Source organism: Bordetella sp. 2513F2 (assembly GCF_054642735.1).
Map to the genome: position 1 here is coordinate 1,095,277 of NZ_CM137755.1, position 12,468 is coordinate 1,107,744.

Genomic DNA, 12,468 nt, shown 5'->3' on the forward strand with positions numbered 1-12,468 from the left:
CCCGGCATCGGGGCACAAGCCTGCCTCCGCGGCGTGCCGAAAGCCGGTGGCAGGAGTAGCATGCCGGGTGCCCCACGCGTGTCGAACCCCGCGGCCGCATCGGCGCCGCGCCCTTGAAGGAGAATGTTCATGCTCAAAGGAAAAGTCGCCGTCGTCACCGGTTCCACCAGCGGCATCGGCCTGGGAATCGCCACCGCATTCGCCAGCCAGGGTGCCGACATCGTGCTCAACGGCTTCGGGGATGCGGCGCAGATCGAGCAGGTGCGCGAGGCGCTGGCCAAGGAGCATGGGGTGCAGGTGCTGTACGACGGCGCCGACCTCTCGCGCGGCGAGGCGGTGCGCCAGCTGGTGGCCAACACGGTGCAGAGCCTGGGCCGCATCGACATCCTGGTGAACAATGCCGGCATCCAGCACACCGCGCTGATCGAGGACTTTCCGGTCGAGAAGTGGGACGCGATCATCGCCCTGAACCTCTCGGCCGTGTTCCATGGCTCGGCCGCGGCGCTGCCGCACATGAAGAAGCAGGGCTGGGGCCGCATCATCAATATCGCGTCGGCCCACGGCCTGGTGGCTTCGCCCAGCAAGTCGGCCTACGTGGCGGCCAAGCACGGCGTGGTGGGGCTCACCAAGGTCACGGCGCTCGAGACCGCCGGCACGGGGGTCACGGCCAATGCCATCTGCCCGGGCTGGGTGCGCACGCCGCTGGTCGAGAAGCAGATTTCGGCCATCGCCGCGCAACAGGGCGTGGACCAGGAAGCCGCGGCGCGCGAGCTGCTGGGCGAGAAGCAGCCCTCGCTGCAGTTCGTCACCCCCGAGCAGCTCGGCGGCACGGCCGTGTTCCTGGCGTCCGACGCCGCCGCGCAGATCACCGGGGCCTCCATCTCGGTCGACGGCGGCTGGACCGCCCGCTGAATCCGTTTCCGATCCATCGATACAAGGAAAACCCGACATGCTGTTCCTGCTTTCCCCGGCGAAGAAGCTCAATTACGACACGCCGGTGCATGTGCAAGCCCATAGCCAGCCGCTGTTCGTGCAGCAGGCGGCGGCGCTGATCAAGGTGCTCAAGACCAAGTCCGCCGACGAGATCGCCGCGCTCATGAGCCTGAGCCCGGCGCTGGCCGAGCTCAACGTGTCGCGCTACGCCGCCTGGAAGCGCACCTTCACGCAGGAGAATGCGCGCCAGGCCGTGCTGGCCTTCAACGGCGACGTCTACGAGGGCCTGCAGGCGGGCAGCCTGTCGGCGCGCCAGCTCGACTGGGCCCAGGAACACGTGGTGATCCTCAGCGGCCTGTATGGCGCGCTGCGTCCGCTGGACCTGATGCAGCCGTATCGTCTCGAGATGGGCACGCGTCTCGAGACGTCCAAGGGCAAGAACCTGTACGAGTACTGGGGCGACGCCATTGCCCGGTACCTCAACGAACGCCTGGAGGGCCAGCGTGCGCCGGTGGTGGTGAACCTGGCTTCGGAAGAGTACTTCAAGGTGGTCGACCTCAAGACGCTCCAGGCGCGCGTGGTGCAATGCGTGTTCCAGGACTGGAAAGGCGGAGCCTGGAAGGTCGTCAGCTTTCATGCCAAGCGGGCCCGGGGCCTGATGGCGCGCTACGCCATCGAGCACAAGATCGCCAAGCCGGAAGGCCTGCAGGGATTCGACGCCGAAGGCTATGCGTACGACGCCACCGCGTCGAGCGACGACAAGCTGGTGTTCCGCCGCAAGCAGGCAGCCTGATAGGGCGGACCCGATCGATGTCTGCCGGGCTGCGGGTTTTCGTCTTTTTCTCGCTGGGCTATCTCACTTCCTATGTGTTCCGCGGGCTGAACATCGGGTTCGGCCCCTACATCACCGCCGAGATGCAGCTGTCGGCGGCGGATCTCGGCACACTGACCAGCCTGTATTTCCTGGGTTTCGCGCTGCTGCAGATCCCCGCCGGGCTGTTGCTCGATACCTGGGGGCCGCGCCGGGTCAATGCGGGCATGCTGGTGCTGGCGGCGGTGGGAACCACGGTATATGGCCTGGCCGATGGGCCGGCGAGCCTGATGGTGGGGCGGCTCCTGATCGGCGCCGGCGTGTGCGTGTGCCTGGGCGCCAGCTTCCAGGCGCTGGCGCAGCATTTCCCGATGGCGCGGCTGCCGCTGGTCAACGGCCTGCTGATGGCCGTGGGCGGGCTGGGCGGCGTGCTGGTGGGTTCGCCGCTGTCTTGGCTGCTGGGCCATGCAAGCTGGCGCGCCGTCAGCCTGGGCATGGCGGTGTTCACGCTGGCGGTGGCGGCCATGCTGCTGCTGGGCGCGCCGCGCGAAGCCGTGCGTGAGCGCCATGCACGGGCTGGTCTGGGCGAGCAATGGCGCGGCATGCTGGCGCTGCTGCGCATGCCGCGCTATTGGCAGCTGGTGTCGCTGCCCACCGCCTCGGCGGGCGTGTTCTACGGCGTGCAGTCGCTGTGGGTGAGGCCCTATCTGATCGAGTTCAACCAGGTGGACCCGGCCACCGCGGCCTGGCTCGTGTCGCTGGTGGGCCTGGCCATGATGGCCGGCAACGTGGGGCTGGGGGCCCTGGCGCGCCAGGCCGAGCGCGGCGGACTGGGTCTGTACGGGTTCGGGGGCCTCTGCATGACGCTGTTCATGCTGATGCAGGCGCTGATCGTGGCCGACGTGCCGCTGCCGCTGGCCGTGCTGTGGATCGGCTACGGCATGTTCGGTTCTTCCAACATCCTGATATTCGCCTTGCTGGCGCGCGAGTTCCCGCGCGAGCTGCTGGGCCGGGTGGCTTCGACCACCAACCTGCTGATGTTCACGGCGATCTTCCTGTGCCAGGTGGGCATGGGCGCCATCATCGACCTCTGGCCGCAGGAGGCCGGGGCGTATCCGCCGCAGGCCCACACGGCGGCCTGGCTGGTGCTGCTGGCGTTCCAGGCGGTTGCCGCGGCGTATTACTTCTGGCCGCGGCAGCGGGTGGCGGCGCCTTCAGCCGGCCACTGACACGCGGCCGCCCGCCGGTTCCTCCGGTTCGGCCAGGCCGGCCAGCTCCCGGCGGATCATGGTGCTGGCGCGCAGCATCTGCTTGAGCGGATAGGCCAGCGCCGCCAGTTCGCCTTCGGTGTCGAACTGGCTGGGCAGGTCCGCCGGGGCGGGCTGCTTTTCGTCGAGCAGGTCCAGCATGCCCTCGAGCGCCCGCCGTACGGGTTCCGGCGTGGCGGCCAGGCCGGCCAGCAGCGGGATGGCCGCGGTGATCTGCGAGGCCAGGACATGGTTCTGGATCAGCAGGTTGTTGTATTCCGGGACATTCACCTGGTGCGAGCGCGGCTCGCTCATCATGCGGTAGAAGGCCTCGGCGAAGTTGCTGAAGGCAATGTGCACGTTCTTGCGCGCCAGGCGCCATGCCAGGTCGGCATCCGTCAGGGTGGCGGCGGCTGCGGCGGCCTCGCCCTCGGGCAGGTCGGGGCGGGAGGCGGCATGGGTGGCGCGCACGAAGTCCAGTCCGGCGCGCAGGTATTCGCGGTTGGCGCGCGCGGCGGCCCGCGCCAGCGGTTTCATGTAGCGCGCCTCCCACCAGGGCAGCACGTAGCTGCATACCAGCGCCAGCGCGCAGCCCAGCGCCGTATCGAGGGCGCGTTCGCCTATCACCTCCAGCGACACGCTGCCCGGCGCGACGAAGTGGAACACCAGCACCACGAAGAGCGTGTTGAAGATGGCGCTGCCCATGTAGTTGAGCTGCACTAGGCTGTTGCCCATGATGCAGGCAGCCAGCAGCACGGCGAACAGGATCTCCGGGCGGCTGGTGAGGGAGAACAGGCCCAGCGCCAGCAGGCAGCCGATGAGGGTGCCCATGAGCCGCCAGCCGTTGCGCTGGCGGGTCAGGGCGAAGCCGGGCTTCATGATGATGACTATGGTCAGCAGCACCCAGTAGCTGTGCGAGGATATCCCGGGCGCCTGCCAGCTGCCGATCAGCGCCAGGGCCAGCGCGGCCGCCAGCGCGACGCGGATTGCGTAGCGGCAATGCGGCGAGTCCAGCCGCAGGTTGCTGGTGATCTGGCCGAGCCGCACCTCCTGGCGCGACATGAAGCGCGTGAGCGACTTGTCGATGCGCAGCAGGTCGGTGGGGCGGGCATCGGGCCGCCGCTGGGTATGCTCGGCCAGCCTGTCGACGATGCGCGAGGCGTTGCGCAGCCGGCGCAGCACCTGCACCATCAGCGCCACCACTTCGGGTTCGCGGTCGGCCAGCCCGCCCTGGCGGATCTGCTCGATCTCGTATTCGATGGCCCGCAGCTCGGCCTTGGCGCTGCTGCGATATTGCGTCTGGCGCCCGCGCGAGACGTCCAGCGCGATGCGGTTGAGTTCCAGCGACATCTTCACCAGCGCGTCGCGCATGAAGATCAGCGCGTCGTGGCCCGCCAGGGCGCGGCGCAGGGTGGCATAGTCGGTATGGGTGGCCACCAGGGTATCCAGCAGCTGCAGCATGTCGATGAACATGTTCCACAGCATCACCCGGGCCGCGTCGCGCTGCCCGCCGCCGCCGCGCGGCAGTTCGCGCAGCACCATGTCGCGCGCGGTCTGGTGCTTGTCGGTCATGATCGCCTGCCGCTGGATCAGCTGCCGGTAGGTGTCGTCCAGGTCGCTCGCCTCATCGTAGAAGCTCGCCCGTGTCGCCATGTAGTCCGCCGTGGCGAACAGGCCCACCGACAGCGCCTGGCGCTCTTCGCGCAGCCGGAACAGGCGCGAGAACCCCAGGCTGAAAGCCAGGTAGAACAGAGACCCGCCCAGGCTGGCCCCGGCGTGCCGCAGCACTTCGTCCGGAGCCATGGGCGTATGCATGGTCAGCGTCATGAGCAGCAGGGCGGCGAAGCCGATCAGGCCGCCGCGCTTGCCGAAGACCGACAGCATGGAGAAGGCGAAGCACTGGAGTATCACCACCAGCCACAGCAGCACTGGGAAGGTGGAGGCCAGGCCGGTGAGCGTCACGCTGAGCGTGCCCAGCAGGGCGCCGCCCAGCATCTCGTTGGTGCGGTGGCGGCGCGGGCCGCCCGGCTGGTCGATGATGGCCAGGCACTGGGCCCCGAAAGTGGCCACCAGCCCCATGCTGTAGTGTCCGCCCAGCCCGCCTACCAGCAGCACCGGCAGCAGCATGCCCACGCCCTGCCGCACCCCGCCGAAGAAGTAATGGCTGTAGAGAAACTGGCGGATGCTGGCAATGCGCAAATCCATGGGACGAATACCCGTGTGCGTGAACGGCTCCAAGTATAGAAGCGCCGCCGGGTTTCGGGGCCGGATGGTTGCGGCGTGGACGGCGATTGCCCCTCCTGGGAAAGCCGCGCGCACCCGCCGCCACGTAGCGATTTGCTACCGTGCCGGCAAAGCGGTACATTTGCCAGCTTGCGCCGGCCTGCCTATCCGATGCCGGCGCACAGGATCGCAACGCGCCGAGCCACCTTTCGGCGCTTTCCGTTCCAGCATCACCTGCCGTTTGGCCGCGCCACAAGCGTGTGTTGCCGAGGCTTCCATTTCGACCTCCAGCGTCTTCGGGTTGCCGCCCGGGGCGTTTGCACTGCGTTCCTGACGAGCGCGTGCCGGGTCGGCAAGGTGTCCGGGTGGCGTGGCTCCGTGAGCCGCAAAGCGCCGGGTCATGTTGCCGGTACCGGTTCGGGTTCAGGTTGCCGCCGTATCCGGGCGTGCAGCGGTCAGGGAAACAGCGCCGGTACTGAAAGGAACACAACATGGAACTCACAGGCGCCGATATCGTCGTGCGCTGCCTGGCCGATGAGGGCGTGGAACACGTCTTCGGCTACCCCGGCGGCGCGGTGCTGTACATCTACGACGCGATTTTCAAGCAAGACAAATTCCAGCACATCCTGGTGCGTCACGAGCAGGCTGCCGTGCACGCCGCCGATGCGTACTCGCGCGCTTCGCAGAAGGTGGGCGTGTGCATCGTCACCAGCGGCCCGGGCGTCACCAATGCCGTCACCGGCATCGCCACCGCCTACATGGACTCCATCCCGATGGTGATCATCAGCGGGCAGGTGCCCACGGCCGCCATAGGCGAGGACGCCTTCCAGGAGTGCGACACCGTGGGCATCACGCGGCCCTGCGTCAAGCACAACTTCCTGGTGCGCGACGTGAAGGACCTGGCCGAGACCCTGCGGCGCGCGTTCTACATCGCGCGCACCGGCCGGCCGGGCCCGGTGCTGGTCGACATCCCCAAGGACATCACGGTGGCGCAGTGCAAGTACGTGCCGCCCAAGGGCGAGATCAGCATGCGCTCGTACGCCCCGGTAACCAAGGGGCACCAGGGGCAGATCAAGAAGGCGGTGCAGATGCTGCTTTCCGCCGAGCGCCCCATGATCTACAGCGGCGGCGGGGTCGTGCTTTCCGATGCCTCGGCCGAGCTGCGCAGGCTGGCCGAGCTGCTCGGCGCGCCGGTCACCAATACGCTGATGGGCCTGGGCGCCATGCCCGCCAGCAGCCGCCAGTTCCTCGGCATGCCCGGCATGCACGGCACCTACGAGGCCAACATGGCCATGCAGCACTGCGACGTGCTGCTGGCCATCGGCGCGCGCTTCGACGACCGCGTCATCGGCAATCCGCGGCATTTCGCGCAGAACGCCCGCAAGATCATCCACATCGACATCGACCCCTCGTCGATCTCCAAGCGCGTGCGCGTGGACGTTCCCATCGTGGGCAACGTCAAGGACGTGCTGCAGGATCTCTGCGCCCAGTACGAGATCGCCAGCGCCGACGCCAAGCCGGCGCCGATCGACAAATGGTGGCAGCAGGTCGAGGCCTGGCGCGGCAAGGAGTGCCTGAAGTACGCGCCTTCCGACGAGGTCATCAAGCCGCAGTTCGTGGTCGAGAAGCTGTGGGAAGTCACCGGCGGCAATGCCTTCGTGACTTCCGACGTGGGGCAGCACCAGATGTGGGCGGCCCAGTACTACCGCTTCGACGAGCCGCGCCGCTGGATCAACTCCGGCGGCCTGGGCACCATGGGGGTGGGCCTGCCGTACGCCATGGGCGTGCAGATGGCCAATCCGCAGGCCGACGTCGCCGTGATCACGGGCGAGGGCTCCATCCAGATGAACATCCAGGAGCTCTCCACCTGCGCCCAGTACCACCTGACGCCCAAGATCATCTGCCTGAACAACCGGTTCCTGGGCATGGTGCGGCAGTGGCAGCAGATCGACTACGGCTCCCGCTACTCCGAGTCCTACATGGATTCGCTGCCCGACTTCGTGCGCCTGGTCGAGGCCTACGGCCACGTCGGCCTGCGCATCGAGCGCCCGGCCGACGTCGAGCCGGCGCTGCGCGAGGCATTCAGGAAGCACAAGGACCGCCTCGTCTTCCTGGACTTCATCACCGACCGCACCGAGAACGTGTGGCCCATGGTGAAGGCCGGCCGTGGGCTGACCGAGATGCTGCTCGGTTCGGAAGATCTGTAGGGCGGAGGCTGATATGAAACATGTGATTTCGGTGCTGATGGAGAACGAGCCCGGCGCGCTGTCGCGCGTGGTCGGCCTTTTTTCCGCGCGCGGCTACAACATCGAGACGCTGACGGTGGCGCCCACCGAGGACGCGACGCTGTCGCGCCTGACCGTGGTCACCGTCGGTTCCGACGACGTGATCGAACAGATCACCAAGCATCTCAACCGCCTGGTCGATGTGGTCAAGGTGGTGGATCTCACGGAGGGCGCGCACATCGAGCGCGAACTCATGCTGATCAAGGTGCGCGCCGTCGGCAAGGAACGCGACGAGGTCAAGCGCATGGCCGACATCTTCCGCGGCCGCATCATCGACGTGACGGACAAGTCCTATACGATCGAGCTGACCGGCGACCAGGGCAAGATCCAGGCCTTCATCGAGGCCCTGGACCGCAGCGCCATCCTGGAAACCGTGCGTACCGGCGTCTCGGGCATCGGCCGCGGCGAACGCATCCTCAAACTCTGACCGGCGTACGCGCCACGCAGCACCCTCAACATTCATTCAAAAATCAAGATCCGGAGCACCCCATGAAAGTTTTCTACGACAAAGACTGCGATCTCTCCCTCGTCAAAGGCAAGACCGTCGCCATCATCGGCTACGGTTCGCAAGGCCATGCCCACGCCCTGAACCTGCATGATTCGGGCGTCAAGGTGGTGGTGGGCCTGCGCAAGGGCGGCGCCTCCTGGAACAAGGCCGCCAATGCCGGCCTGGAAGTCGCCGAGGTGGCCGAGGCCGTCAAGCGCGCCGACGTGGTCATGATGCTGCTGCCCGACGAGAACATCGCCTCGGTGTACCGCAACGAAGTGCACGGCAACATCAAGGCCGGCGCCGCGCTGGCCTTCGCCCATGGCTTCAACGTGCACTACGGCCAGGTCGTCCCGCGCGACGACATCGACGTGATCATGGTGGCGCCCAAGGCCCCCGGCCACACCGTGCGCTCCACCTACAGCCAGGGCGGCGGCGTGCCCCACCTGGTGGCCGTCTACCAGGACAAGTCGGGCTCGGCCCGCGACATCGCCTTGTCGTACGCCAGCGCCAATGGCGGCGGCCGCGCAGGCATCATCGAGACCAACTTCCGCGAGGAAACCGAGACCGACCTGTTCGGCGAGCAGGCCGTGCTGTGCGGCGGCACGGTGGAGCTGATCAAGGCGGGCTTCGACACGCTGGTCGAGGCCGGCTACGCGCCCGAGATGGCCTATTTCGAGTGCCTGCACGAACTCAAGCTGATCGTGGACCTGATCTACGAGGGCGGCATCGCCAACATGAACTACTCGATCTCGAACAACGCCGAGTTCGGCGAATACGAGACCGGCCCCAAGATCGTCACCGACGAGACCCGCAAGGCCATGCGCCAGGCCCTCGTCGACATCCAGACGGGCGAGTACGCCAAGAAGTTCATTCTCGAGAACGCCGCCGGCGCGCCCACGCTCACCTCGCGCCGCCGCATCAACGCGGAGTCGCAGATCGAGGTGGTGGGGGCCAAGCTGCGCGCCATGATGCCCTGGATCGCGGCCAACAAGCTGGTCGACAAGTCCAGGAACTGAGCCGTCGCGGGGCGGCATGCCCCGTGTGGACCTCAGGGCGGCACGCCGGGCGGCGTGCCGCTTTGCTTTGGTGCGCCCGGCAGGGCGCACCCACTTGGAGGTGGAAGTCCTCTACTCGCCCGACAAGGGGAAGAGTTAGCCGAAGGCAAGGGTTTCGCGGGCGACTGCGAGTCTGAAGGAAGCCGGATGGCAAAGCGCTGGCCTGACGCACAGGAAGCGGATGAGGCGTGTCAGCGGGGTAAGGCGGCCAAACTCGTCAAAGCCCGATACTTGTCCGGAACGCTGGGACGTATATCCGACAGGCATAAGCGTGAAGGTGGGTGTGCAATACCCGGGGAGATCTGACCGCGTGCTGGGCTGGCCCAGCTACCGAAGCCGCAAGGCGAGGGGACGCGCGATCAGAAGTCAGCCGAGGGCATAGTAGGTCGATGGCGAAGGCGGCGAGCCGATGAGGACCATGACCGAAGGCCCGAACAGAGGATACCGAGAGTAGGACGGGTGATCTTGATGCGAGCTGTGGATGCAGAAGCTCTGGAGACAGGGGCCTTGGAGGCGGGAGGCGGCCGGAAGCTGTCCGAGCGCGGCCGGGGTGCGCAGGCCCGCACAGCGACACCCGGGCAAACGAAATCGGAGGGCGACTCGCTGATGCGGCGGGTCGTGGAACGCTCGAACATGAGCCAGGCGTACAGGCGAGTGCTGGGGAATAAGGGGTCGGCCGGCATAGACGGCATGACCGTGCAAGACCTTGGCGGCTGGCTGAAGGCGCACTGGCCCAGCGTAAGGGCGGCGCTGCTGGCGGGGACGTATATGCCGCGGGCGGTGCGCCGGGTGGACATACCGAAGCCGCAAGGCGGGGTACGGACACTGGGCGTGCCGACCGTGGTAGACCGGCTCATCCAGCAGGCGTTGCATCAAGTGCTGCAACCGATCTTCGAGCCGACGTTCTCGGCGAGCAGCTTCGGGTTCCGTCCTGGCAGGAGTGCGTTGGACGCGGTGCGTCAGGCGCAGGCCCATGTGCAGGCGGGACGGCATTGGGTGGTGGACCTGGACTTGGAGAAGTTCTTTGACCGAGTGGACCACGACGTGCTGATGGCCCGGGTGGCGCGGCAGGTGCAAGACAAGGAGGCCCTGAAGCTGATTCGCCGCTTGCTGCAAGCGGGGATGATGGCCGATGGGCTGGCGCAGGCGCGTACAGAAGGCACGCCGCAAGGCGGACCGCTCTCGCCGCTGTTGTCGAACATCCTGCTCAGTGATCTGGACCATAGACTGGAGCGCCGAGGCCTGGCGTTCTGCCGCTATGCGGACGACTGCAACATTTACGTCGCAAGCAAGCGGGCGGGCGAGCGGGTGATGCGCAGCACCAGGGCCTATCTCGAGAGGGTCTTGAGGCTGCGCGTGAACGAGGCCAAGAGTGCGGTGGCCCGGCCGGGGGCACGCAAGTTCCTGGGGTACCGGGTGGCCGTACGGCTTGGGCAGGCGCACCTGCGGATCGCCCCGGAGAGCATCGAGCGATTGATGAGCCGGGTGCGGGAGGTGGTGCGCGAAGGCCGGGGTTGGTCCGTTGGTTACACGATCCAGACGCTGAACCCGCTACTGAGGGGTTGGGCGAACTACTTCCGGCTGAGCCTGCAGCGACGCCGGATGCAGGGACTGGACGGCTGGATAAGGCGGCGGTTGCGCTGCCTGATCTGGCGGCAATGGAAGCGGCCACGGACGCGAAGACGGCACATGATCGTGCTGGGGCTAGACCCGGCACGCGCGGCGAAGTCCAGCGTCAATGGCCGTGGGCCTTGGTGGAATGCGGGCGCCTCACACCTGACGCACGCGTTGCCCAACGCGTACTTCCAGGGGCTGGGGCTGATCTCGATCCGCGATACCGTGGATCGCCTCCAGCGTATCAACTGAACCGCCGTATGCGGAACCGCACGTACGGTGGTGTGGGAGGGCTGAGGGGGTGACCCCTCACCCTACCCGATCGCCGCAGGCTGTGCCCGCGCCGCCGCCCCGCCGAAAGCCGCTTGCGGCCTGTCAAATCGGTTAATCTTTGGACTCCGCTTTGGACTCCGCCACGCGCGAGTGATATCGATAGATGCCCAATTTTTCCATGCGTGATCCCGAGAATCGCCACCGCAGCATCTACCTGCTGCCCAACGCCTTCACCACTGCGGCCCTGTTCGCCGGGTTCTATGCCGTCGTCCAGGCCATGAACGACCGCTTCGAAGTCGCGGCGATCGCCATCTTCGTCGCCATGGTGCTCGACGGCATGGACGGGCGCGTGGCGCGTCTCACCAACACGCAGTCCGCCTTCGGCGAACAATACGATTCCCTCTCCGACATGACCTCCTTCGGCGTGGCGCCGGCGCTGGTGGTGTACGAGTGGGTGCTCCAGGACCTGGGCCGCTGGGGCTGGCTGGCGGCGTTCGTCTACGTGGCCGGCGCCGCCCTGCGGCTGGCGCGCTTCAACACCAACATCGGCGTGGTCGACAAGCGCTTCTTCCAGGGGCTGCCCAGCCCCTCCGCCGCGGCGCTGGTGGCGGGTTTCGTGTGGCTGGCCATCGACAACAAGCTGCCCATCCACGAGGGCTACATGGCCTGGGTGGCGTTCGTCGTCACCATGTACGCCGGCATCGCCATGGTGACCAACGCGCCGTTCTTCAGCGGCAAGAGCTTCGCCCTCGGGCGCAGCGTGCCCTTCTGGGGCATCCTGCTGGTCGTGGCGGTATTCGTGTTCGTGTCCAGCGATCCCCCGCTGGTGCTGTTCGGCCTGTTCGTCCTGTACGGGCTGTCCGGCTGGGTGGTCATGGCGTGGCGCTGGAACCGCGCCCGGCGCCTGCAGCAGGAGCGCCGCAGCGGCCACCAGGGCTGAGTCCGGCCCCGGCCGGGCCTACCAGAGCTGGAACCTGTCGTCGTCGAACATCGGGTCGGGGCCGGGATGAAAGCGCGTCACCTGGCGGCCGTCGCGTCCCATGTACACGTACATCAGTGAATTCCAGGCCCCGGCTTCCCGATACCGATACGCCCACACCACCTCCCGCACGCTGGGCATGCCCACTTCGTCGATCCTGGCCGGCGGCCCGAACTCGCACCGCACCTGGTCCGCCGTCCAGGTGCCGGCGCCCAGCCGCCTGAAGTGCTCGTCGGTAAGCAGGGCTTCCATGCGCACGATGCGCCCGTCCGGCGCGACGTCGGTGCCCCAGGCATACTGGCCCATGGGCTGCTGGGTCCAGACGAGGCGCCGCGTCCCGTCGGGTCGCTGGCAGGTGAAATTGGGGGCGCCCCAGTGCGCCTGGACCTCCGTCCACGGGGTGCCGGGCGGAGTTTGCACCATGGTGGTGCATCCGCTGGCCAGTGCAATCAGTGCCGGCGCCGCCCAGCGGCGCAGGAGTCGGGAAAGGGCGTGCGGCATGGGGAAGTCTCCTCGGGCGGGCCCCGGCGCTCGCGCAGACGGGCCTTTGGGCCCATT

At 67.4% G+C, this 12,468-nt stretch carries 10 protein-coding genes; 8 read left to right on the top strand and 2 right to left on the bottom strand.

The genetic code is table 11. From position 1 onward, the window contains the following. Positions 1 to 129: 129 nt before the first annotated feature. The 3 genes from ACYBYQ_RS05155 to ACYBYQ_RS05165 are packed head-to-tail and all read left to right on the top strand — an operon-like array spanning position 130 to position 2,973. Entirely contained in the window at positions 130 to 912 is a 783-nt protein-coding gene (locus tag ACYBYQ_RS05155) for a 3-hydroxybutyrate dehydrogenase (RefSeq protein ID WP_459617432.1), read from the top strand. Between the two features lie 37 nt (positions 913 to 949). Next, positions 950 to 1,726 (top strand): peroxide stress protein YaaA, encoded by a 777-nt coding sequence (yaaA, locus tag ACYBYQ_RS05160; protein WP_459617434.1) that lies wholly within the window; start codon positions 950 to 952, stop codon positions 1,724 to 1,726. A 17-nt stretch (positions 1,727 to 1,743) separates the two neighbouring features. Continuing rightward, on the top strand, positions 1,744 to 2,973 hold the full coding sequence (locus ACYBYQ_RS05165) for an MFS transporter (protein WP_459617436.1): 1,230 nt from the start codon (positions 1,744 to 1,746) through the stop codon (positions 2,971 to 2,973). On the opposite strand, the gene ACYBYQ_RS05170 is transcribed toward ACYBYQ_RS05165, so the two are convergent. Beyond that, a complete protein-coding gene (locus ACYBYQ_RS05170) occupies positions 2,959 to 5,196 on the bottom strand; it encodes an FUSC family protein (RefSeq protein ID WP_459617438.1) in 2,238 nt (745 codons plus the stop codon). The genes ACYBYQ_RS05165 and ACYBYQ_RS05170 overlap by 15 nt on opposite strands. 509 nt (positions 5,197 to 5,705) lie before the next feature. Between ACYBYQ_RS05170 and ACYBYQ_RS05175 the strand changes: the two genes are divergently transcribed. From ACYBYQ_RS05175 to pssA, 5 genes are all read left to right on the top strand, one after another. Further along, the gene (locus ACYBYQ_RS05175) at positions 5,706 to 7,421 is read left to right on the top strand and encodes an acetolactate synthase 3 catalytic subunit (protein WP_459617440.1); all 1,716 of its coding nucleotides are present in this window, start codon (positions 5,706 to 5,708) and stop codon (positions 7,419 to 7,421) included. Between the two features lie 13 nt (positions 7,422 to 7,434). Next, a complete protein-coding gene (gene ilvN / locus ACYBYQ_RS05180; protein WP_459617442.1) occupies positions 7,435 to 7,926 on the top strand; it encodes an acetolactate synthase small subunit in 492 nt (163 codons plus the stop codon). A gap of 62 nt (positions 7,927 to 7,988) precedes the next feature. Continuing rightward, positions 7,989 to 9,005 carry a ketol-acid reductoisomerase gene (gene ilvC, locus ACYBYQ_RS05185; RefSeq protein ID WP_459617444.1) on the top strand — a complete coding sequence of 339 codons (1,017 nt, stop codon included), beginning with the start codon at positions 7,989 to 7,991 and terminating at the stop codon, positions 9,003 to 9,005. 507 nt (positions 9,006 to 9,512) lie between these two features. Then, positions 9,513 to 10,910 (top strand): group II intron reverse transcriptase/maturase, encoded by a 1,398-nt coding sequence (ltrA, locus tag ACYBYQ_RS05190; RefSeq protein ID WP_459616217.1) that lies wholly within the window; start codon positions 9,513 to 9,515, stop codon positions 10,908 to 10,910. A gap of 184 nt (positions 10,911 to 11,094) precedes the next feature. Continuing rightward, a complete protein-coding gene (gene pssA / locus ACYBYQ_RS05195; RefSeq protein WP_459617446.1) occupies positions 11,095 to 11,871 on the top strand; it encodes a CDP-diacylglycerol--serine O-phosphatidyltransferase in 777 nt (258 codons plus the stop codon). A gap of 18 nt (positions 11,872 to 11,889) precedes the next feature. On the opposite strand, the gene ACYBYQ_RS05200 is transcribed toward pssA, so the two are convergent. Then, positions 11,890 to 12,411 (bottom strand): hypothetical protein, encoded by a 522-nt coding sequence (locus ACYBYQ_RS05200; RefSeq protein WP_459617448.1) that lies wholly within the window; start codon positions 12,409 to 12,411, stop codon positions 11,890 to 11,892. Between the last annotated feature and the right edge of the window lie 57 nt (positions 12,412 to 12,468).